We start from the raw sequence: 22,764 nt of genomic DNA, 5'->3' as shown, positions 1-22,764 counted from the left end.
GAATGTTGTGGATTACAATCAACCAAGAGATGAACATGGTCACAATCACTTTCAATTTCTGAAATCGTGAAACCATTATCTGTAGCAATTTGATTGAGTACTTCCTTTAACCTTATATCTATATCGCCAAGCAACACTTTATGGCGATATTTCACACACCATACAATATGGTATTGGATAGAGTACACATATCCTCTACCATGTTTGACTTCTGCCATGTTATCCACCTCAATCACAGGATAACATATGTCAAATATTTTTTAAGTTATTATTGCTAAATATCAGTGTTTTTTTGTTAATAGACAAGTCAACATATGTCGGACAATTGATGTGTCAAAAGACACGCCTTGTCCGAAGCCGAGAACACTCATGACTGAAGTCACGAGTGTTCTCGGCTAATTCATAAAAGAAGACGTACCGGCATACGTTTAGCGAGAAGTATGTCTTGAAGCTCACTATATCCAATTGGCCAGCAAAATCCCTAACGCAAGCAGAAAGCCAAACAATGTGTTCGTTTGAGCGGTAGCTTCCATAGCGGGCATCATTTCAAGCGGCGATGACTTGCCGTAGAAGCCGCGTGAAGCTTTGACGGCTTTCGGGATGCTGGTAAACGCGAGCAGTACCCAGGAAGACGCCAGGTGCAGGATGGCGATGAAGGCAATCCATACGTAAGAAACGGCAAACATGCCGGTGAGAAATTGAACCGCTTTTTTCTTACCAAGAATGATGGCCAGAGTCCTGCGCCCATTTTGTTTGTCACCGTCAAAATCACGAATGTTATTAGCCATGAGAATGGCGCCGATTAGAATGGCAGTCGGTATGGAAATAAGAATACTCTCCAGTGTGATAAAATGGGTTTGAATGAATAAGGACATCACAATAATAATAAATCCCATAAAAAAGCCGGAAACCAGTTCGCCAAAAGGTGTGTATGCGATTGGATAGGGACCGCCGGTATAGAGGTAGCCTATTGTCATACAAATCAACCCAACTACCGCAATCCACCAGCTGCTGTTAAAACAAACATAGATGCCAAGCAGTACGGCTGCCGCAAAAAGAGACAGGGCCAGCCGCAGCACTGTTTTCGCCTGGATTCCTTCCCGTACGATGGCGCCGCCAATCCCCACAGATTCGGAGGTATCCAGGCCTCTCTTGAAGTCATAATATTCATTAAACATATTCGTTGCTGTCTGGATCAGAATGCTCGCCAGCATCATTGCCCCAAACAGCCAGATATGGATATGCTCGGCTTTGACCGCCAGTGCCGTTCCAATCAAAACAGGGATAAAAGAGGCGGTTAGTGTATGCGGGCGCAGCAGCCTCCACCATACTTTGACACTTTTCAACTGGTTTGAAGAGGTCCCCGCGTGCTGTGTATTTGTTTTTAAATCCTCATGCATTCTGAAATCGCTTCCTTTTCCGTGCAGGTCATTATAGTGAACTTGTGAATTGTGAATTGTGAATTTGTGAATTGTGAATTTGTGAGAGGATCAGAATTAACGCTTACCATCGTACGTTACTTTTTTCACAAATCAAAGTAAATACTACTGCTTCTCCATAATTAGTGTAGAAAAATTTAGCAATGGTGTCAATCCGGAAGTATAGCATATTTGGTTTGACATGCATATCGGAAAGGTAGAAAGTTGTCCGCAGTGGGACGAGTACCGGGCATGCCGGTTGAAAGAGCGTGACGGGCAGATGGCATTTTTCGACTTGGAGCCCGGATTGGAAGCTGTGTAGCGAGTGGAGCAGGACTTGAGAAACCTGGCGTGGAATATGTATGAGGATTAAATGAGGGAAGTCCTGCCCGCATAGTGGTTGGCTTTTTAGACTAATAACATCAAAAGTATAGGGTCATTCAGAGTGTAGAGAAAGAAAAAAGACCGTCCAAATATTAGAACAGTCTTTCAAAAGAACTTGAAGCGGAATTCGAATCTGGATCGGTCAATAATATACCGGACTACGGATTTATCAAATGTTCCGACCTGTGAATTGCATGAAGAACTGGCACGGCGCGAAGGGATAAGGGAAATTGTCATAGGGTTAGAGGAGAGGATTCTCCTGCTACTTTAACCTATATCAGAACAAGTGGCCTTACGAGGGATCGTTGGGGCGAGTTGAGATAAGCGGCCCGGATACTGACTAATAAGGATTAATCAAATAAACTTCTTGAAAAATAGTATCATATATGGTACTATAATTACAGGAGGTGAACAATGGCGAGGATAGAAAAGCTAATTCGGAAAATGAAAAACCGCCCAAACGGAATTAGCTTCGATGAAATCGCAAAGGCGTTGAACTACCACGGATACATATTGGTAAGGAAAAACGGCTCCCACCGAAATTTCCGAAATGCATCCGGCGATGTAATCATCATTAAAGAATCTAATCCAGTAAAGGCGGTGTACGTGAAAGACGTACTAGCAAGGATTGGGGAGTAGCCGCTCCCCCTCCTTAAAAATCATTCTATCCTCACTGCGATATTATGGCAAACAAAGACTTGAATTATTACATGGATTTACCGTATACCATTCAACTACAGCTAATCAATGATGGACCTGAACCATATTACTATGCATCTGTTTTGGAATTAGATGGATGCCAAAGTCATGGTGATACTGTAGAAGAAGCGTACGAAAGTATTCGAGAAGCTATGGAAGGCTGGTTAGAAACGAAACTGGAACATGGCGACTCTATTCCAGAACCTATGACAGAGGAAGAATACAGCGGAAAATTCGTTGTGCGCGTTCCCAAAAGCTTACATCGGCAGCTGGTCATAATGGCAGCTAAAGAAGGTGTATCCTTAAATCAATATGTGCTACACAAATTAAGTCGTTCCTGATGGAGCGGCTTTTTATTTTGCCTTGGAGGTGACAACTATGGATATTAGAAAAATTACGTTAATAAACCCAGCACCGTATAACCCGCGGATAGACTTACAACAAGGCGACCCGGAATATGAGAAGCTGAAACATTCTATCGCTGAGTTCGGCTATGTAGAACGCTTGTTTGGAATGAGAAGACAGGACGTTAGCGGACAATATGCTTACTTTTGGCGCAATCTTGAAACAAAATGCAGAAAAATACAAAAATAAATCGTGTCATTTTCCAGGAACAAGAGTGGACATATGGTGAACTGAATACACGCGCGAATAAGCTCGCTAATGCTTTTTTGCAAAAAGGATATCAAAAAGGAGATAAGGTGGCTGTCATGATTAAAAATCATGCAGCCTATATTGAAATCATAGCAGTCTTTGCTAAAATCGGCGTGATTATTGTACCCATTAATTATCGTCTTGTCCGTTCAGAGGTTGAGTATATCGTGTTATAAGAACGAAGAAGCAAACAAAGCGTTCTTTTTTAACGGGTATTTTACGGTAGGGGACATGGCGTTGCAGGATGAAGAAGGGTTCTATTATATTGTAGACCGAAAAAAGGATATGCTGATTAGCGGGGGCGTGAATATTTATCCGCGCGAAATTGAAGAAGGTTTTATATGCGCATCCGAACATTTTAGACGTTGCTGTCATCGGTGTACCGGATCCGGTGTGGGGAGAGTCGGTTAAAGCGGTCGTTGTTCCGCGTGAGGGGAGCTGTCTAACGCAGGAGGAAGTGATTCGTTATTGTGAAGGAAAAGTCGCGGGCTACAAAAAACCAAAGTCTGTTGATTTTGTCAGCGAACTTCCGCGAAATCCGTCGGGAAAATATTGAAAGTCGTGCTGTGGGAACGATATTGGGAAAACGAGCAGACGAAAATTTAAATATTAATTCTTTTTACGAGTTAAAAGCTCCGTATTTGCTATGTAAGCAAAATACGGAGCTTTTTATGTCTTACTTTGGGTTGTCCTTGTCACGAAAACGCCATTTTCATTTCATACTTCTCACACATTTTACGCACGGTTTCCACACATTATTTAAGTATTTTAATCCTGTAATGAAAACTTTGGTGGGGGAGCGTTATGAAGAATCGGATCGGAACTTCTCGCGTAATGAAAACGGTTTTTTTTGTTGTGATGGCTGGCATAACTTTAGGCGGAAGCTATTATAACAAAGCTATGGGGGCGGAACGGGGAAGCTTTAGCGGAACTATTTCGGAAAAAACGGAGGTGGCTGTTGTTGATTTGGCCAATCAAGGATGGCCTAAATACCTTTTGCAGCCTGGAGGTGTTTCCTTCTCAAGCGGACACAAAAAAGGACTAACCTTTGCTGATGGAAAGCCGCATCAAGTTCAAATCAAGCTTAGAGATTTCATTGGGGAAACACATGTGGAAACTGACTTGCCCGGTTTTGATGAGAAAACCGGAAAATCCAGTCAAACCCTTGCCCCGCAAAAAGATTTTTATTTCGCTCTAAATCTGAATATTCCATCCAATAGGTGCAAACGTTATGAGGTGTGCAGCGGCACTGTGCAGTTCATCGACCAAAAAACGGACCACATGTGCTTGCAAGTGCCTTTATAATCGGCCCCTTTTTTTGCAGCCGACTCTGTGCAGCCGGAGCGATTCCGGAATACATAAGCCGCCTCTGGCCCAAAAGGTGGAAGATTGACTGGTCTTCCTTCATGAATACCGTGCCAATCCGCTACGGATTTTTAATCGGATTTCTCCTTGTCCCATTTTTTTCGGGCAGCATTGCCTGTGCGTATTGTGATTATAGTTTTTTAGAGCGGCTTAGTACAGGAGTTGTTTTTGGAAATATCGGAGTAGTGGGTTCTACGACAATTTTAACCGGTTTTTTCTGGCTCGTTTTATTCGGTCTAATGACAAAAGGTGGCCGGGGGTACTGCAGTTTTCTTTGTCCGGTCGGTTCGATTCAGAGTGCTGTACACAGCGTAGGCGCGCGTTTCGGCTTTACATATAAACTTCGATATGAAAAGGAAAAGTGTACCGCCTGTTCTTCCTGTGTACAGGCTTGTCCAATGAGTGCCCTTCGAAAAGAAGAAAAAGAGATAAAATATGAAATTTTAAACTGCATTACCTGCCGCCAGTGTGAGGCTTCCTGCCCCACAGCAGCAATTTCATACGGCTGTGGAAAGAGGGGTTGGTCGACAACCGCAAATGCAGCTGAACACGAACTTCATCCACAAGTTCAGGAAAGGGGGCATAAGGGATGAAAGAGAAAGTGACCGGTCTTATCACAGGAATGGGGGCTGCAGGTGTCACGGTTGTTTCATCCATGGCAGGTTACGCCGGCCAGGCAAGCAATCTGTGTACGGGTACATGCGGATCGTGCGGCATGGGGTGCTCGATTGCAGGTTTGGCAGCCGCCGGTTTTATTCTGTTTAAGGGAAGAAAGAGAATAACTGGCCGAATGAAACCAAAAGATGCGGATCTGTGTGAAGATGCATAGAAGCATAAAGATAATTGGAATTCTTCACATGTTGGTCATCTCAGCCCTGATCACTGCCTCCTGCAGTATGAAGGCTTATAGCGAGAAGACATACGGCAAGAATACGGTATCCTCTTACCCTACCGTCAAGACAGCTGCTATGCCTCGCGCACATGCCGGGAACAGCCAGCGGCTGCAGTCGCTTATCGATCAGACAAAGGCAGGGGGAACACTAATTCTCTCACGGGGTATATATGAAGGGCCGGTCACCGTTTATAAACCGATAAAAATACGTGCTGAAGAGGGAGCCGTCCTTCGGGGAAGCCGGAAGGCAAGTGTTCTGTATATACGGGCAGACCATGTAGCGATAGAAGGGCTAACCATTGAAAATAGCGGGGCCAACGTTGCTTCATATGATGCAGGGATCTCGGTTCAGGGCAAGGATATCGTTCTTTTTAAGAATAAAATACAAAACACCGCATTCGGTATCTATCTAAACAAATGCTCAGGCGCTACGGTATCAGAAAATCTGATTTATGGAAATCCGGAGATGCCTCTTGCTGAAAGAGGTAATGGCATTCAAATTTCCAGAGGCGGTAGGCACAAGATTTTACATAATACAATGGCTGATGTACAGGATGGAATCTATTTTGACCAAACAATGAATAATCAGGTTGAATATAATGCGGTGAAGCGTTCCCGCTACGGGTTCCATCTGATGTTTTCCGACGGAAATCAGTTGATTGCTAACCAGACAACGGACAGTGTAATTGGTGCGATGGTTATGTCCGCAAAAGATATCCTTCTTGTAAACAATGAATTCTTCAGGCAGCTTCATGTGAAAGGCTGCGGGCTTTTTTTAGTGGATACACTGCGTTGTACCGTTAAAGAAAATAAACTGCTAAATAATACGGCGGGCATCGCCCTGGATGGAGCAGATCATACAAGAATAGAGGATAATATCATTTCGCAAAATGCCATAGGAGTTAAGCGGATTGGCCAAATTGAAGCAACCCATTTTACCCGTAATACGTTTATCGGCAATGTTCGCCAGATTGGGGGCAGCGTAGATTGGCCGGCAAATGTGTGGAGTCAGCAAAAAACCGGCAACTATTGGGACGACTACAAAGGATGGGACTTTGACAGGAACGGCATCGGTGACAGCCCTTATCGGCTGGTTGACGATATGCTGAAAGTGATTGAAAATAATCCGTTGCTCGGCATTTTCTACGCAAGCCCATTACAGCAGCTTATTGAGCAGCTTGCTTCAGACCATGCCGTGTTTGACGAGTATCCGTTAATGACACCACCAGGTGTAATTAAATAAAATATACAAGGGGGAAAAAGAAATGTATCAAAAAAACAAATGGAAATGGACAAGTGTTGTATTTTTCTGTGTGTTACTATGTGTGCTGCTATTACCGGCGTGCGCACAGAAAGAGAGTGCCCAGCCGCAGCCGATTGACGAGGCCGTTGATACTTGCACCAAATGCCATATGGCTATTAAAAACAATGGATACGCCGCCCAGTATATAACCGAAGATGGAAAAAACGTAAAATTTGATGATCTCGGATGCATGCAAACGTATATAAAAGACCACCCGAACGTAAAAGTAGCCGCCGAATTTGTCGAAGACAGCCAGTCTAAAGAATGGATTCAGCTTAAGGATGCATCGTATGTTTTTGCCATGGATGTTCCAACCCCGATGGGGTATGGCATGCATGCGTTTAAAGAAAAGGCGGCTGCAGAAAGCTTTTCAAAAACAAAAGGTATAGGGCAGGTTATGACCTACAATGATATCCGGCAGCATGAGTGGAAAATGGATAAAAGTAAAATGATGAAGCACGAGGGCATGATGCAAGGTGGAATGATGCAGATGAATGGCAGTCCTATGCAGGGCCATGGAAATAACGGACAAATGAAGGGTGAACATAAGCAGTGAGCCGGAAACGTTTTTTTCCTAAGGCAACAGCCGTAGCCGGCTATGAGTGGCACATTATGCTGCGCAATCGCTGGCTCGCGGCTTTTGCCGTTTTATTTGCCGTGCTCAGCGCTTTTATGTTTTTCTGGGAAAACAGTGTATTTCAAAGCAGGACATCGGTTGGTTTTAGCAGACAGACCGAAGCTTTGTTTACAATTATGCTTCAGCTCACCCCCTTAATGAGTCTGCTTATTTCTTCCCTCTCAATTTCAGCGGAACGAAAGGATGGAATGACCAATTTGCTGCGTACGTATCCGCTTACTCTCTCTCAATATGTAGTTGGTAAGTTTTTTGGGCTTTTTGGTGCGTTTTTCTGTGCCTTATTGTCCGGAGTCTTTGTTGTTAACGGCTTGATCAGCCTATTGGCGAAAAACAATTCCGTATTCAGCCAAATGCTCTCCCTTTTACTGCCCGGTATTTTTTTAACCGGTATTTTTACAGCGATTGGACTCTGGATTGGGAGCAGGGTGGCAAGCCGTTTAAGTGCAGTAGCCGGAAGCCTGATTATCTGGTTTACAGCTGTTTATGTGTACGGCATGGTGATGATTGTCGGCCTGCCTTATACGCCGGAAGGGGTGCAGAAGCCCCTGTTAGTTGCTATGCTGCTTTTAAATCCGATTGAAACCATTCGAACCGGCTCTGTTTTCTGGCGGGGTGAAGGTTATATTTATGGCCCGGATTTTTATTATTGGGGAAATATCATTCGCTCTCCTTTAGGAATTGCAGCCAGCATCATCTTGGTCATCCTTTATATGGCTGTTCCATTACTATTCACCGTACGACGCTTGAAATGGAGGGTGTAAACATGATACACATTCAGCAAATCAGTAAAACGTATGGGAATAAAACAGCATTACACTCTCTTACAGCAGAAATTGTGCCGGGAATGTGCACGGCGCTGTGCGGGGGCAACGGCGCCGGAAAAAGTACATTGCTTTATATGCTTGCTGGCATTCTCAAACCGGATAGTGGAAAAATAAGCGGAATGGAACAATATACAGTTGGCTATATGCCTGATCATTTATCTTTGCCTACAGGAGTGAGCGCGCGCCATTGGCTTTTGTATCTGGCAAAATTAAAACAGGTTCGCAAGCAAAGGGTTGACGAGGTGTTGGATGTCACAGGGTTACTGGAGGTTGCCGACCGCGAACCATCCACTTACTCCCGTGGAATGATGCAGCGACTGTTATTTGCGCAAATGATTCTGGGCAAGCCGGACGTATTGCTGATGGATGAGCCGGGGAACGGATTGGATCCTTTTTGGGTAGAAGAATGGAAAGATTGGGTACAGAGATACCGTGAAAAAGGGGCGACGATTATTTTTTCCTCCCATTTACTGCATGATGTGCTTGCCGTTGCGGATCACATTTTGCTTATTCACAGGGGACACCTGCTGGCCAATGAAACCGCGGACACATGGCGGGAAGACTCTCGCACTCCTGAACAGCGTTTTTTGGAAATGAGCAAAAATTTTCTATAACGTTTCACAAATTACATAGCGCTTTTTCAATATAATGAGTGTAGGAAGAGAGGGAGGATTCCCATGAAGGTAGTACAAAAACTTTCGCTCATTATTATTCTGTTTGCGTTGACCGCCTGCGGCCAGCAAACATTTCCCAAAATAGCCAATCATTCCGTGGTCATTGTAGCTAACGTAAGTGAGAATAGCATTTCATTTATTGATACGACAACCCATAAAGAAATAAACCGTTGGAAACCGACCGCTCCGTTTCAGCGGATGCTGTTGCTTCCGAACCGGAACACCTTGTTGTTGTATAGTAAAGACGAAGAAAATGCGCTGCTTGTAAACCTTGTTACAGGAAGGCAGACCGGAACATGGAACATCGGAAAAGGGGTAACAAACGCCGTTATAGCGGCCGATCAAAAGCACGTATATTTCGCTGACAAAGCGACGGACAGCGTACGTGTCTGGACGTTGGACGGAAAAGAAACTACAGAATACAAAGCGGGGAGCTCCCCTTTTACATTAATTCCTTCACTTGATGGGCGATCGGTGTATGTTTTTAATTTAAACGGTGCAAATGTGATGAAAATCGATACAGAAAATGGGAGAATCTCTGGAACGTATAGAACAAACGAATCCCCGATGGGCGGGGTGCTTTTGGAAAAAAGAAAAGAGTTGTGGATAGGAGGACATGGGAGGGGAGAAGCCCCGGAACCATACATTTCCGTTTTTTCTACAGAAACAGGTAAGAAGCTGCGGAGCATTCGTGCCCCGCTGATGCCAATAGAGTTCGTTCCATACGATAAAAAAACCGTTTTTGTACTTAGCCACGGTTCCGGCATGCTGCGCCGCATTGATACCGCAAGTGGACAAATTACAGGAGAACTGACAATTGGCGCGAATCCATTTGGGCTGGTTATGGACGACGATGTTTTATATGTTTCAAGCTATGATAGTGGCCAGGTACATATGGTGGACCTGCACAGCTTGAAAATCATAAAAACGATTACTGTCGGTTCCGGACCTACCCAGATGATTGTACGGGAAGGGGATTCATCGTGAAGCAGCATAACATTTTAATTGTAGATGATGAAGCAGAGATGCGTGAATTAATAGAAATGTACCTTGCGGCCGAGGGGTATTGCTGCCAGCAGGCGAATGATGGTTACGAAGCGCTGCAACGGTTGGAAAAGACAGCAGTCGACCTTGTAATTCTGGATGTCATGATGCCTAAAATGGATGGTCTTGCCACCTGCATGAAGATTCGCGAAACCTCTACTATACCCATTATTTTTGTTACTGCCCGAGGGGAGGAGTGGGATAAAGTAAATGGGCTAAAGATTGGGGCAGATGATTTTGTTGTGAAACCCTTTAGTCCGCGTGAACTTGTCGCCCGGGTGGAAGCAATTCTCAGGCGGATGCAGGTTGCCTCTCCTGTTCAAGAAGACTTTCAGTGTTACGGACCTCTTCAATTGAATCTTAAAGGTCGGAAAGTATACATCGGCGAAACCCAAATGTCGCTCACATTAAAAGAGTTCGATTTGCTCGTATTTTTTGTCCAGCATACCGGGCAGGTACTCAGCCGCCAACAGCTTTTAGAGTACGTATGGGGGTATGAGTATTGCGGCAACGAGCGCACAGTAGACACCCATGTAAAGACGCTGCGAATGAAACTTGGAATTCATGCAGAACTTATTCAGACCATTTGGGGTGTTGGCTATAAATTCGAGGTCTAAGGTGTTTCCGATGAAACTGAATCAAAAAATCTGGTTGATTGTCAGCTTCGGGATTATTTTTACGCTGCTTACCACATACAGCCTTACCCAGTACTTGTATGAAAGGCTGTATGTACATGATGTCGAAACATCGCTAAGCTATCAGGGGAAAAAAATTGCCGCGGAATATAAAGGCGGTTCTCTTAGCCCGTCCTTTCAGCAATTGGTTAAAAAACTGGATAACTTGTTGCAGGCCAGAATTCTTGTTACAGAAAATCCTAGTGAACTCGGTGCCTGCCTTCCATTTGACGTCGACTACAATAGCCTGATTACGGCAAACGAGCGGGAACAGTTACTGGCAGGCCGAACCGTTACAAAGACAGGGTATGAGAAACGGTTTGACAGACAAATTATGGCGGTTATTGTTCCGCTGCTCGATGGCAAACGGCTTGCCGGTGTGGTCTATATGTACCTGCCGCTCGCAACGATTACTGAGGCGTTTAGCGAAGTGCGCTATATTTTACTGATAGCCGGAACGATTTTCGTCGGGCTGTCGCTTTACATTGGGAGACAAATCGTATCCCGCTTAACGCGCCCTCTGCAGCAAATGGAACACATTGCCCAGCAGATGGCCGTCGGCAATTTTAAAGAAAAAATGAAAGTCACCTCACGCGATGAGATTGGCAATCTTAGCCTGGCTTTTAATCACATGTCTGCTGCACTGGAAGAGGTGGACCACAAACGCAGAGAATTTCTCGCCAATGTGTCTCATGAGCTTCGCACCCCGCTCAGTTATATTAAAGGCTACAGCGAAGCGATGGTAGAAGGAATTGTGGTGGATGAAGCACAGCGGCTTAAATATTTGCAGCTTATCCATCGTGAATCGGGGCGCATGCAGTGTTTGGTGCATGACCTGCTTGACCTCGCCCAATTGGAAGGGGAGTCATATCCCCTGCAGCGTATGCCGCTGCCCGTGGCCCAACTTATCGAAGATACATTGGAACATTATAAACCTATTTTAAGGGATAAACATATTTTGCTTGCGGTAGATATCAATCCGGATCCTGTGGTCAACGCTGATGAGAACCGATTGGAACAGGTGATCCACAACATTATGGATAACGCGATTCGGCATGTTGGGGAAGGCAGTCATATTTCTGTTCGTCTCGAAGAAGCAAAACAAACGGCTGTTCTTACCATTTCGGACAATGGCCCTGGCATTCCACCTGAAGAAGTAAAACGGCTTGGGGAGCGGTTTTACCGGGTGGATAAGGCGCGAAACAGAAAAAACGGAGGCAGCGGCCTGGGCCTGTCGATTGTCAAACAAATTGTTTATTTACATGGCGGGCAATTTACCATTAAAAGTGTAGAAGGGAAAGGGACCGATATTATCATTTCATTGCCTTTATATGAGGTGTAAAGGCAGCTGCCCTAAAACATAGGCATCAATTCTACTTTGCCTTCTTTTTCTTTTTCGTATATCTTACCGTAAAATAAGCGATTAAAAACATAACGGCAAAAAGTAATACCGTAAGTAATGTGGAATCTGAAACCGTTGGATTCATACAGTTCACCCCAAACGTATTATTACAATAAGTATGGGCATTCATCGCTTTATTTATCCTGAATCGTATTTGCTGCTGCTATTTACAAGTATATTTCGTTTCACTATAGTTTTCTCATTTTATGGGAGGCTATTTTTTTATTAACATCAGTTGATTCGAAATTGAATCGTTTCATTTATTTAACAATAAAAAGTTTAGTGGTTGTTTTAAAAAACGGATATTAATTTAAGAAACCGAAAAAAACTTGCGAATTTAAATATTGACACAGCATTTTTTGCGAAGTATCATAACGATAAATAGAAACGCTTCAAAAATAAATAGAAATGAAAATTGAATCGTTTCAATTTTTGGGAGGTATCTATGTCCACGATAAAGGATGTAGCCAAACTTGCGGAAGTATCTGTGGGCACGGTGTCCCGATATATCAATGGATATAAAATTAAAGACGATAACCGGATTAAAATTCAACAGGCGATTGAACGGCTGAATTTTACGTTTAACCCGATTGCAAGGGGACTCAGAACAAATAAAACATATTCGGTTGGTGTGTTAATTCCCCGTATTACTGACATTTTTTGTACACAGGTAATCGAAGGAATAGAGGAAGTGCTGAACACGCTCAACTACAGCATTGTCGTCTGCAGTTCCAATGACAATGTTAAACAGGAAACAGAAAAGATTCAGTATCTAAAGAATAAAGTAGTAGACGGAATGATCGTCATGCCGGTTACTTCTTCTCAGTTACACGTTAAAGAAGCCGTTGACAGCGGAATTCCCGTCGTGCTGGTGGACCGCCTTGTTAAAGGTTGTGAACTGGATGCTGTGATTTGTGACAATGTAAACGGTGCTTATTCGGCGATCGAAATGATTATTAATAAAGGACACCGTAAAATTGGAATTATTGCGGGTCCACAAGAAATTTATACCGCACAGGAACGCCTAAACGGCTATCTCCGTGCGTTAAACGACTACAACATTGAAGTGAAGGAAGAATACATCGTTTATTCGGAATATAAAAAAGACGGCGGCCTTGATGCTTTTAATCAGCTAATGAGCCTGAAAGACAGGCCAACCGCTATTTTTACCACGAATTATCCGATCACGGTCAATTCGATGAAGGTAATGATGGAAAAAGGGCTTAAGATGGGCGAAGATATCTCTTTATGCGGGTATGACCAGACAGAACTTTTCCAAATGTTTAATCCTCCGGTTTCGGTTGTCGTACAGCCGTCCAAAGAGATTGGGGTACAGGCGGCGGAAATTCTGTTGAAGAGAATGAATGGAGATGACAGCAGGTTCCCGCAGATTCAAAGACTTAAGACGCAATTAATTTCAACGGATTCGGTCAAAACAATGTTTTAGGCCGTATTCATATAGCTTTTTTGAAAGCGCTATCTTTTATTACATTTCAAAGAGGGGGAAATGAAAGTGAGAAGGTTTGGCAGGTTACAAGTTTTCTAAAAACATATGGAGGAATACTGGCAGGGCTTATCCTGCTGGTCATTCTTTTCTCCCTGACTTCCCCGCATTTTCTAAAGGTAAATAACCTGTTAAATATTGTTGCCCAAGTATCCATTATAGCCATTTGCGCATTCGGCATGACTTTTGCCTTGATTATAGGCGGGATTGACCTATCCGTTGGGTCAACGATCGCACTGGCGGGAACGGTTGCGGCTTTGCTTTTACAGAAAAATATTCCGTTTGTGGCTGTTGTCCTGCTTGTCCTTATCATTGGAGTTATTCTGGGAGCTTTCAACGGTTTGCTTGTTTCAAAAGCTAACATTCCGTCTTTTATCGTGACTGTGGCAACCATGGGGATCTTCCGGGGGATTGCCTATATTATGACAAACGGTCTGCCTGTGTCGATTGATAACAGCGCTTTCTTAGCCCTGGGAAATGAGTCGTTTTTAGGGATTCAAATTCCCATTTTACTTTTACTTCTGTTGTTTGTCATCAATCATATTATTTTATCTAAAACAAAATTCGGCCGGCGTGCTTATATAAGCGGGGGAAATGAAGAAGCGGCGATTTATGCAGGGATTAATGTAGGGCGGTTAAAAATCTGGGTGTTTATTATCACCAGTGTAATGGCCGCAATCAGCGGGTTGATTCTCGCTTCCCGATTGTATTCGGCTCAACCGAATGCGGCAAATGGATATGAACTCGATGCCATTGCGGCGGCTGTGCTTGGAGGTACGAGTCTCAGCGGCGGCAGCGGAAGAATTCTCGGAACATTAATTGGCGCCATTATTATTGGTGTGATTAATAATGGGATGAATCTGATGAACGTATCGTATTTTTACCAGCTTATTGTCAAAGGGTTCGTTATCTTAATCGCGGTCTACGTGGATGTGCAAAACAAGAGCAGAAACAAATAAAAATAAGGGGAAACACATATGCCTGAGATTATTACCATAGGAGAAATTCTAGTAGAAATAATGGCGAAAAGTGTGGGCCAAACGTTTGATGAAACCGGGGAGTTTATCGGTCCCTTTCCCAGCGGCGCGCCGGCGATATTTATTGACCAGGCAACGAAGATGGGCAGCTCATGTGCAATCGTTTCCAAAGTTGGTGATGACGGGTTTGGGCGTTTAAATGTTGGCCGGCTCCAGCGGGATAAAGTAGATGTACGTTTTATAGATACGGTACATGAGAAAACAACGGGAATTGCGTTCGTTACTTACAGGGAAAACGGTGATCGTGATTTTATTTTCACCGTTAAAGATTCGGCGGTGTCCTGCATGACCCGGGATGATGTGAAAGAAGAAATATTTGCGAATTGCAATTACTTTCACATTATGGGCTGTTCGGCATTTAATGAAGAAATGATTGAAACGATAAAAAAAGCGATTGTGATCGCAAAGATAAAAAATGCTCAAATTTCGTTTGACCCTAATATTCGGAAAGAAACGATGGAAGATGAGAAAATTAGGGAATTTATTCTTTTTGCTTTGAAAAACTGCGATATTTTTCTTCCAAGTGAAGAAGAGTTGAAAGTAATCACGGGGATAGGGAACGAGTACGAGGCTGTTCAAGTGGTTTTTGAGCAAAATGTCCGCTCTATTATCGTGAAAAGAGGCAGCAGAGGCTGCAGAGTTTATGAAGATGTATCTTCTTTTGATGTAGAGCCCTATGAAATAAAAGAAGTGGATCCCACGGGGGCAGGGGATTGTTTCGCTGGGACGTTGATTTCTTTGCTGAATCAGGGGAAATCGATTCGAGAGGCGGTACAATACGCAAACGCAGCCGGAGCCTATGCCGCCACGAAAAAAGGGCCAATGGAAGGAACCGCGACACTCAGAGAGCTGGAAGAATTTATTCGAGAGAAGGGAGGCAACAACCTATGCCTTTAGTATCTGGAATTGAGCTGTTGCGACATGCGCATGATAACAACTATGCAGTAGGAGCTTTTAATTTTGCGAATATGGAGAACCTTCAAGCCGTTATTGGCGCAGCGGAAGAATTAAATTCACCTATTATTATTCAAATAACCGAGAAGAGTATAAAGTATGCCGGATTGGACTATTTGTATGCACTTGGAAAATGCGCGGGCGAAAAAGCAAAAATTCCGGTGGTTCTGCATCTCGATCACGGAAAAGATTGGGACATGGTTATCCAGTGCGTGAGATGTGGTTTGACGTCTATCATGATCGATGCCTCTGATAAGTCTTTTGAAGAAAATGTTGCGTTGACACAAAAAGTTGTTGAAATCGCGCACACGATTCATATATCGGTAGAGTCAGAACTTGGTTTTATAGGTGGTAAAGAAGGAGACATCGTCCCTGAAGAAGATGATATTTACACGGATGTAGACCAGGCTGTGGAGTTTGTGCGCCGCACAAACACGGATTCACTCGCTATTGCCGTTGGAACAGCCCATGGAATTTACCAAGGAGAAATCAAAATCGATTTCAACCGGATTAAAGAAATTAAAGAATCGACCGGCATCCCGCTCGTGCTGCACGGGTCGTCCGGCGTTCCCGATGAAATGATTCAGCGAGCTGTGCACTGCGGGATCAACAAAGTTAATTTTGATACGGAAATCAAACTCGCTAACCTGGAAGCGTTAAAAACTTTCCTGGATGAGCATCCGGACGAATACGACATCCGCAAAATTTATAAGCCTGCGCGTGAAGCGATGAAAGAAAAAGTAAAAGAAAAAATCAGACTGCTATCAAGCGAGAATCAGAATTGGCTGTAGGCACAAAATCCGTTGATAGTCTTGCAAAACTGCAGATAGTGCGGTATCGACAGCTGCCGATAAGACTACTCAACCTGCAAGCGGTGCATTATCCACAACTCCGGATAAAACAACTCAACCAGCAACTGGTACAGCGTCCGCAGATGCGGATAACGCACTTAAACCGGTAGTCAATATGGCATCGACAGCAGTGATTAACGCAACAAAACCGGTGGAAAGTCAGGTACAAGCTTTACCATTGGATACTGTTAATCCGCTGCAAAATAATAATAGCGAAACGACCTTCGCAAAGGACTCTTTTTTACGGCACAACCCTGTTTATAAAGAATGAAAAAACTAACGCGACAACCGTTATTCCAGTTGCTATGATGAACGCATCATTTATCCCGGAAATCGTAGATTGTTGTTGGGCCATTCCGTAAATCACCTGGGTTGCCAGGGGTTGACCCGCCCGGGCAGGAAGGCCCGCCAGCGAGGCCAGCCCCCGGCCGATTTCGTTTAGGCGCTCGACAAAGTAAGGGTTGGCGGTTGACGCGTTATTTGCGTAATCTCCCAGATGAACCGTGCTTCGCGTTGACATGACCGTAACGAGAAAAGCGGTTCCTATCGATCCGGCAACTTGACGCATCGTATTAGACATAGCATTGCCATGACTTGTCAAATATCGCGGCAGTTGGTTCAGTCCGGCTGTCATAATCGTCATCATTAGAAGGGACATCCCCGCGCTTCGCACCGTATACAGGGTCAAAATGTGGCTGTACGGTGTATCCATGCTTAGTTTACTAAACTGATACGTCGTGATTGCAGTAATGGTGAGACCAACGACTGCCAGAGGCCGAATGCCAATCCGGTCGAAAATGGCACCTGAAATCGGAGACATCACGCCCATAATAATCGCTCCCGGTAACAGCAGTAATCCGGATTCAAGGGGCGTAAAACCTCTGATGTTTTGTAAATAGATAGGAAGAAGGAGCATCCCTCCAAACAGAGCCATATTAATGGTCGAACTTACAATAGTGGTTAGCGTAAAAATGTTATATTTAAACACGCGAAATTCTAAAATCGGCTCGTCTGAAATCAATTGTCTCCATATAAAAAGCACTAAAAAAACACCGCCTATAATTAAGGCAATAACGACTTTCGCGCTGCTCCAGCCGTTATTGCCCGCTTCACTGAACCCGTACAGCAATCCTCCGAATCCGAGAGTGGAGAAAATAAAACTCGTGAGATCAAATTTAGGGAGGGTTGGTTTCATTATTTCCTTAAGCAATACGACCGCTAATAAAATATCGACAATAGCAATGGGAATCATTCCGTAAAATAATATTCGCCACGTATAGTTTTGAACAACCCAACCGGATAGTGTGGGTCCGACTGCCGGAGCAAAAAACATGGCAATTCCCACTGTTCCGAGTGCAGCTCCTCTTTTTTCGGGAGGAAAAACGGTAAGAAACACATTCATAACCAAAGGCATGAGAACGCCTGCCCCCATTGCCTGTATGATTCGTCCTATTAACATCACGCTAAAGTTGGGGGCAATTCCACAAATCAATGAACCGATTGTAAATAAAATCATAGAGGCTAAATATAATTTTCTTGTGCCAAACCTCTCCATTAAATAAGCGCTAATCGGGATGAGTACACCGTTCACTAGCATATAGCTCGTGACAAGCCATTGGATGGTGTTTGCCGATTCATTAAAATCGTTCATGATATGGGGCATGGCAACGTTAATTAACGTCTGATTGAGGATGGCAATAAACATACCGAGTATTAATACAGCCATTAAAGGCCCCATTCTTAATTCTTCCCTGTCGACATCATCTTTTGTATATTTAATGACTTCTGGTGTGATGACATCCTCTGTATTAAAACCGGAAATGGAACCTGTTAGGGTGGGCTCAATCCTATGTTTGGTGTGTGCTTCATGTTTCCGTATTAGGAATCGATTGACCCCTACAATGATGAGTAGAGCGATGACAATATAAATAAATAAGTAAATGGACATCGAATATCCTCCTACCTGTGGATTCGGACAGATGCATTCATACCCGGAACCAGTGCCAGGCCATTGTATGAATCAATGGAGATAGTGACCGGGATAACTTGAGTGACTTTCGTATAGTTTCCTGTGGTATTGGAAGCCGGTAAAAGGGAAAATGTTGCGGCTGTGGCCAGTCCCTTTGTTGCAACTTTCCCGGTTAGCGTCGTTCCCGGAAATGCATCTACATAAACATCTACGGTTTGGCCAACTTTCACATCGTTAATATCCGTTTCATTCACGTTGGCTGTAATAAAAAGATTATTTAAGTCATACGCGCGGGCGAGTGGTGTTCCCGGCGCAACAAATGTATTTGGAACGGCATTCTGCTGTACGATGGTCCCGTTAACAGGGAACGTAAGGGCTGTTCCGCCGACAGTACCCACGCGGTCTCCGGCACTGTATGATTTTCCCACGCGGCCATTCCACTCCGTTAGCTGTCCGCCGGTTGCGGGAGCAATGGTGATTTGTTGACCATCGACCCTGGCATTGTCCGTGGAAATATAATTTTGCAATTGATTATAGTAATAAAAAGCAGCGATACCTCCGCCTATAAGAATAATCAAGGTAATAATATTAACGAGGACTACGCGGACATTATTCATAAAAAAAGTTAACCTCCATCACGAATTTTTACTTTGATGGAGTTATTGTTACCATATCGTTCTAAATTATAATTTTTGGAGGAGATTGTTAAATAATTTAGAAGAACAGAAACGTCGGGCGCTTAATTATGATAAGCAGGAAAATGATTGAAAGTTTAGCGTAGTAATTTGTAAAAGGACAGGTTTCCTAAAAACAAGAAGGTTTAAAGACAGTTTTACCGTATTATATCTAATAAGCAAGACGGATGTCCTTTGAAACGGGACTTTGATTGACTATTATAAATGGAGGAGTGGAAGATATGACTCTCCATAAGATTATTGAAATTATAGAAAATAATCATGAGATATACGAACTGCTTAAATATTGCCCGTATGAAATACTACGGCATCTGGAAATGTGTGTACACCCAAAAGGCAGCGTCGTGTTCAATCAGGGAGAAGTTTATGATTACCTATATATTCTGGTTGATGGGTTGGTCGATATTTATAAATTAGCCGAGAACACTCGTGACTTCCGTCATGAGATGAATCGGCTTCGGACAAGGCGTGTCTTTTGACACTTGTGTCGTAATTGAAACCGATGTTATGTTGCGGTCTGACGGAACTTCATTTTGTTTTTAGACTACCTATGAGGAATTGAAACTCTAATATCAGAGAAGAATATGTAAAGTCAATTGTAAAGTTTTTAGACTACCTATGAGGAATTGAAACCTGCTTTGTCCACTCTTTCAGTAAGCGTCCGGATCCGTTTTTAGACTACCTATGAGGAATTGAAACTGCTAGAGAGTCTTCTTTCAATGTTGCCCACGATAAGTTTTTAGACTACCTATGAGGAATTGAAACTTGACACTGTTTTTGCTCCTATCCTAGCTTGGCTTCAAGTTTTTAGACTACCTATGAGGAATTGAAACTCTGATCTTTTTGATACGGATAAGATGGTCAGGCGAAGTTTTTAGACTACCTATGAGGAATTGAAACACAGATAAACAGAAACGATTCATAGAAGAATATCTGATTGTTTTTAGACTACCTATGAGGAATTGAAACCGCGATTTCAAATACTTGAACTGCGACTCACTAAAATGGTTTTTAGACTACCTATGAGGAATTGAAACACGTTTGTATTTCGTATTCGTACTGCGGGTCAGGAACGTTTTTAGACTACCTATGAGGAATTGAAACTCTTCAAAGCTAATCGAGTTTAAATAACGTCGCTTTCTGTTTTTAGACTACCTATGAGGAATTGAAACAGGACATTCGGGAAGAAAATCCAATAATAGATATTCCGTTTTTAGACTACCTATGAGGAATTGAAACTGGGATTTCTCAAGAAGAAATGCCTGATATCACACCATGTTTTTAGACTACCTATGAGGAATTGAAACGCGAATACCTCAGCAGGTGCTTCGCCAGACGTTTTCCGTTTTTAGACTACCTATGAGGAATTGAAACCTGTTTAATAAGGGTGAAAAGAGGGTAGATTTTATGACGTTTTTAGACTACCTATGAGGAATTGAAACAGGTTCTTTCTACGTTGACTCTTGCTGATCGTATCAAAGTTTTTAGACTACCTATGAGGAATTGAAACTTTTCCATGTTTGTTCTTCCTGTTTAAGACTAGGGCAGCGCAACCGAACTGATTCTCTACATCCGTTCCAGTTTCGGATAGAATTTGCTCTGCCGTGCGCCGACCGATTCCGGGAATGGTATCCAACAACTCCAGGTCTTCCTCAAAAGGAAGCATGCGTGCCTTCACTTCCGCATCCAGTTTTTCGATCTTCTCATCCAGAAAGTCAATGTGGCGTAATTGGTTTTCAACATGAGCTTCTGATGAACACCCATCAAGCCGTTCAATGCACGCTTTAAGTCTTCTTTTTTGTTCTTTACCCTGCGTTTGGCCAGTTCAGATAAGCCCGGTTTCGACAGTCCGTAGATATACAAACCGCCACGACCCCCGACAGAACAAGGGATGCGGTGGTTGTGGATAACTACGTGTGGTGCCTACAGATTTCAAGGGTCAAAGAAGCGAAATATCCCATATTTGCTGGGGTTCTTTAATTTCCAGAGCCGAAACAATTGCCTTATGTTCTTCCGTCAGTTCGGTTCGCTGACATAGCTTCCCAGCATCCAACTGATACTCAACCAGATGCAACATTTGCATAAGTGACCGGACATCGCCCCACGTTCTGCCGGTTTGGTTTTCTATGATTCGAATGAGCATTAATCCAAGCCAACATAGTAGCACGTGAGCGCGAATCCGTTCTTCTTTCCGGTGATAGACAGGCCGCAGTTCTAGCGATTGCTTCAGCGTCCGAAAGGCCGCCTCTACTTTCAAGAGCTGCTTGTAACCAATCGCAACGTCTTCGGTGCATAGCGTATCATCTGACGTACGTAGTAAGTACTTACCATCCAAGTGCTCCATCGCTTTGACAGCGTTCAGGTCAATTCGCAGATTGCCACGCTTGTCGATTTTCAAATAACGCTTATAGGTCACATGGCTGTGAAGTCGGCAGTGTGCCTTGGTGTGCGCGTCGCCGTCCAGTTCCTTAAGCCGGGCAAGTTCTTCACGTAGTTGCTTCCAGTGTGCTTCTCGCCGCGCCGCATCCCGTTTGGCTTCTTCCGGATTACGGACAAGTACGTAACGCTTGCGTGCTTCACCATCGCCGACAATAATTTCTTTGACTTCCAGGTTGCCGCGGATGGTCTTAAAGCGTCCCGGATGAGCCAATGCCACTTCGACAGTGGGTTTACCGGAAGTCATCTTTTCTCCGGCGATGTAGTGCCCGCCAGTTTGTTGTAGTACACGCAAGTTGTCTTTGGAGGAAAAGCCGCGATCGGCGACCGTGATGACACGACCGAGCTTCCAGCCGATTAAATCTTTCTTTACTTCCGGTACCACACTCATGTCCGAGGTGTTGCCCGGCCAGACCCAGCAGCGGATTGGGATGCCATCACGGGTAACAGCAAAGCCGATCACAACCTGCTGCAGATCCGGACGATGGTCTTTGGAATATCCGGCTTTGCGAAATTCGTCTTCTTCTGATTCTTCGGTCTCAAAATACGTGGAGGTCGTATCGAAAAAAAGTAGATCGACTTCGAGATTGAGCAAATCCGCTACCGCGTGAAACACTTCGCGTTGAATGCTTTCATCCGACTCCAAGAGAAAGTCCATGGCTCGATACCCGTGCTGAACTTCAAAAGCCGGAAGATCAGGAATGACGACCTCGCGGTCGATCCAGTCCTCGATAGCCAAGTTGCTGCTTGGATCAAGAACTCGATTGGCCACCATGGCAAAGATCGCGCGTTCCACTGGTATGCGATACTCTCGATCCGCCAATCGCTTGGTGATTGCTGCTCCGATGCCAAGCTTTTTCCAGAGTTGGTCAAGCAACCACGTACCGCCAAGGGCTTTAGATTTCAGCATCGTCACAGATGCTGAGCGAGGTTCTGGTGAACCGGAAGAAAGAGGCTCACCGATAAAACGATGAATACTGGCGGCCAAGCGCTTGAGTCCCTCGGTATCCAATTCATCGGCACGACCAAAATGATAAAGCACCTTCGCTTGCGGTGTTCCTGTAACTGAATTGCGTTCATTGTGCGCGAGTTGAACATACCGGGTGACGGTTCCATTTTTGTTTTTGCGAGAAATTTGACGTATGTACATAACTACATGATACAATGTATACCACAGAAAATACAATAAAAAGCGGAGTTATCCACAAAAATTTAGTGCCTACATATTTTTAGGTTTTTTAGTATTTTAGTGCCTGTGGAAAAGTCCCAAAAACCGCGACACATAAGGATTTTAGTTATCCACAGCATCCAAAGGGGTGCCTACTTTTAGAGGGTTACTGTCGAACCC

Annotated in this window: 25 protein-coding genes, 2 pseudogenes and 1 CRISPR repeat array; of the genes and pseudogenes, 21 read left to right on the top strand and 6 right to left on the bottom strand. The window is 43.9% G+C overall.

Annotation, left to right across the window (positions count from 1 at the left end):
- The coding region (tnpA, locus tag H525_RS0113285) for an IS200/IS605 family transposase (protein WP_035101066.1) at positions 1-218 on the bottom strand (218 nt) is incomplete at its 3' end.
- 237 nt (positions 219-455) lie between these two features.
- Positions 456-1,400 (bottom strand): 1,4-dihydroxy-2-naphthoate polyprenyltransferase, encoded by a 945-nt coding sequence (locus tag H525_RS0113280; protein WP_027416604.1) that lies wholly within the window; start codon positions 1,398-1,400, stop codon positions 456-458.
- 816 nt (positions 1,401-2,216) lie between these two features.
- Here H525_RS0113280 and H525_RS0113275 point away from each other — a divergent pair.
- The 20 genes and pseudogenes from H525_RS0113275 to fba all read left to right on the top strand — a co-directional run bounded on the left by H525_RS0113275 (position 2,217) and on the right by fba (position 16,256).
- Positions 2,217-2,441 carry a type II toxin-antitoxin system HicA family toxin gene (locus H525_RS0113275; RefSeq protein ID WP_027416603.1) on the top strand — a complete coding sequence of 75 codons (225 nt, stop codon included), beginning with the start codon at positions 2,217-2,219 and terminating at the stop codon, positions 2,439-2,441.
- Positions 2,442-2,485: 44 nt separating this feature from the next.
- Positions 2,486-2,842 carry a type II toxin-antitoxin system HicB family antitoxin gene (locus H525_RS0113270; RefSeq protein WP_027416602.1) on the top strand — a complete coding sequence of 119 codons (357 nt, stop codon included), beginning with the start codon at positions 2,486-2,488 and terminating at the stop codon, positions 2,840-2,842.
- A gap of 37 nt (positions 2,843-2,879) precedes the next feature.
- Positions 2,880-3,095, top strand: a complete 216-nt coding sequence (locus tag H525_RS28675) for a ParB N-terminal domain-containing protein (RefSeq protein WP_027416601.1) — start codon at positions 2,880-2,882, stop codon at positions 3,093-3,095.
- Positions 3,074-3,331: an AMP-binding protein gene (locus H525_RS0113260; protein WP_027416600.1), complete on the top strand. Its 258-nt coding sequence runs from the start codon at positions 3,074-3,076 to the stop codon at positions 3,329-3,331. The genes H525_RS28675 and H525_RS0113260 overlap by 22 nt, the downstream gene beginning before the upstream one ends.
- A gap of 149 nt (positions 3,332-3,480) precedes the next feature.
- Positions 3,481-3,711: an AMP-binding enzyme gene (locus H525_RS0113255; RefSeq protein WP_027416599.1), complete on the top strand. Its 231-nt coding sequence runs from the start codon at positions 3,481-3,483 to the stop codon at positions 3,709-3,711.
- 248 nt (positions 3,712-3,959) lie between these two features.
- Positions 3,960-4,460 carry a hypothetical protein gene (locus tag H525_RS0113250; RefSeq protein ID WP_027416598.1) on the top strand — a complete coding sequence of 167 codons (501 nt, stop codon included), beginning with the start codon at positions 3,960-3,962 and terminating at the stop codon, positions 4,458-4,460.
- Positions 4,439-4,495, top strand: a pseudogene (locus H525_RS28670) (hypothetical protein); the annotation flags it as partial. The gene H525_RS0113250 and the pseudogene H525_RS28670, both read left to right, overlap by 22 nt.
- 66 nt (positions 4,496-4,561) lie before the next feature.
- On the top strand, positions 4,562-5,113 hold the full coding sequence (locus H525_RS24045; protein ID WP_051331027.1) for a 4Fe-4S binding protein: 552 nt from the start codon (positions 4,562-4,564) through the stop codon (positions 5,111-5,113).
- Entirely contained in the window at positions 5,110-5,349 is a 240-nt protein-coding gene (locus H525_RS24040; RefSeq protein WP_035101063.1) for a hypothetical protein, read from the top strand. The genes H525_RS24045 and H525_RS24040 overlap by 4 nt, the downstream gene beginning before the upstream one ends.
- Positions 5,350-5,377: 28 nt before the next feature.
- Positions 5,378-6,655 carry a nitrous oxide reductase family maturation protein NosD gene (gene nosD, locus H525_RS0113235; RefSeq protein ID WP_027416597.1) on the top strand — a complete coding sequence of 426 codons (1,278 nt, stop codon included), beginning with the start codon at positions 5,378-5,380 and terminating at the stop codon, positions 6,653-6,655.
- Positions 6,656-6,677: 22 nt separating this feature from the next.
- Entirely contained in the window at positions 6,678-7,271 is a 594-nt protein-coding gene (locus tag H525_RS24035) for a nitrous oxide reductase accessory protein NosL (protein ID WP_051331026.1), read from the top strand.
- Complete coding sequence (locus H525_RS0113225; protein WP_027416596.1) at positions 7,268-8,113, top strand: ABC transporter permease; 846 nt, start codon at positions 7,268-7,270, stop codon at positions 8,111-8,113. Before H525_RS24035 ends, H525_RS0113225 begins: the two co-directional genes overlap by 4 nt.
- A 2-nt stretch (positions 8,114-8,115) precedes the next feature.
- Positions 8,116-8,790: an ABC transporter ATP-binding protein gene (locus H525_RS24030; RefSeq protein WP_051331025.1), complete on the top strand. Its 675-nt coding sequence runs from the start codon at positions 8,116-8,118 to the stop codon at positions 8,788-8,790.
- 63 nt (positions 8,791-8,853) lie between these two features.
- Positions 8,854-9,837, top strand: coding sequence for a YncE family protein (locus tag H525_RS0113215; protein ID WP_027416595.1), 984 nt, complete (start codon positions 8,854-8,856; stop codon positions 9,835-9,837).
- Positions 9,834-10,511 (top strand): response regulator transcription factor, encoded by a 678-nt coding sequence (locus H525_RS0113210; RefSeq protein WP_027416594.1) that lies wholly within the window; start codon positions 9,834-9,836, stop codon positions 10,509-10,511. Before H525_RS0113215 ends, H525_RS0113210 begins: the two co-directional genes overlap by 4 nt.
- Positions 10,512-10,521: 10 nt before the next feature.
- Positions 10,522-11,910, top strand: a complete 1,389-nt coding sequence (locus H525_RS0113205; RefSeq protein WP_035101058.1) for a sensor histidine kinase — start codon at positions 10,522-10,524, stop codon at positions 11,908-11,910.
- 505 nt (positions 11,911-12,415) lie between these two features.
- Entirely contained in the window at positions 12,416-13,417 is a 1,002-nt protein-coding gene (locus H525_RS0113195) for a LacI family DNA-binding transcriptional regulator (protein WP_027416592.1), read from the top strand.
- 20 nt (positions 13,418-13,437) lie between these two features.
- Positions 13,438-14,433, top strand: a complete 996-nt coding sequence (locus H525_RS24025; protein WP_342664288.1) for an ABC transporter permease — start codon at positions 13,438-13,440, stop codon at positions 14,431-14,433.
- Between the two features lie 18 nt (positions 14,434-14,451).
- Positions 14,452-15,408 carry a sugar kinase gene (locus H525_RS0113185; RefSeq protein WP_027416591.1) on the top strand — a complete coding sequence of 319 codons (957 nt, stop codon included), beginning with the start codon at positions 14,452-14,454 and terminating at the stop codon, positions 15,406-15,408.
- Positions 15,399-16,256: a class II fructose-1,6-bisphosphate aldolase gene (gene fba / locus H525_RS0113180; protein WP_027416590.1), complete on the top strand. Its 858-nt coding sequence runs from the start codon at positions 15,399-15,401 to the stop codon at positions 16,254-16,256. The genes H525_RS0113185 and fba overlap by 10 nt, the downstream gene beginning before the upstream one ends.
- Positions 16,257-16,557: 301 nt before the next feature.
- Here the strand turns inward: fba and H525_RS0113175 are convergent, their stop codons facing one another.
- Together H525_RS0113175 and H525_RS0113170 are read right to left on the bottom strand one after the other, a co-directional pair.
- The gene (locus tag H525_RS0113175) at positions 16,558-18,264 is read right to left on the bottom strand and encodes a DHA2 family efflux MFS transporter permease subunit (RefSeq protein ID WP_081413394.1); all 1,707 of its coding nucleotides are present in this window, start codon (positions 18,262-18,264) and stop codon (positions 16,558-16,560) included.
- A gap of 11 nt (positions 18,265-18,275) precedes the next feature.
- The gene (locus H525_RS0113170; protein ID WP_027416588.1) at positions 18,276-18,902 is read right to left on the bottom strand and encodes an HlyD family secretion protein; all 627 of its coding nucleotides are present in this window, start codon (positions 18,900-18,902) and stop codon (positions 18,276-18,278) included.
- A 299-nt stretch (positions 18,903-19,201) separates the two neighbouring features.
- On the opposite strand from H525_RS0113170, the gene H525_RS29595 reads away from it, so the two are divergent.
- Positions 19,202-19,459, top strand: coding sequence for a cyclic nucleotide-binding domain-containing protein (locus H525_RS29595; RefSeq protein WP_027416587.1), 258 nt, complete (start codon positions 19,202-19,204; stop codon positions 19,457-19,459).
- Between the two features lie 56 nt (positions 19,460-19,515).
- Positions 19,516-20,490: direct repeats of the CRISPR family, unit length 30 nt; unit sequence GTTTTTAGACTACCTATGAGGAATTGAAAC.
- A gap of 33 nt (positions 20,491-20,523) precedes the next feature.
- Here H525_RS29595 and H525_RS26400 read toward each other — a convergent pair.
- Positions 20,524-20,813: pseudogene (locus tag H525_RS26400) on the bottom strand (IS110 family transposase); the annotation flags it as partial.
- 106 nt (positions 20,814-20,919) lie between these two features.
- The gene (locus tag H525_RS0113150) at positions 20,920-22,566 is read right to left on the bottom strand and encodes an IS1634 family transposase (RefSeq protein WP_035101069.1); all 1,647 of its coding nucleotides are present in this window, start codon (positions 22,564-22,566) and stop codon (positions 20,920-20,922) included.
- Positions 22,567-22,764: the final 198 nt, after the last annotated feature.

The organism is Aneurinibacillus terranovensis DSM 18919, from assembly GCF_000430625.1.
GTDB lineage: Bacteria > Bacillota > Bacilli > Aneurinibacillales > Aneurinibacillaceae > Aneurinibacillus_B > Aneurinibacillus_B terranovensis.
The sequence above is the reverse complement of the archived record's forward strand: the minus strand, read 5'-3'. Positions and strand labels throughout refer to the sequence as shown.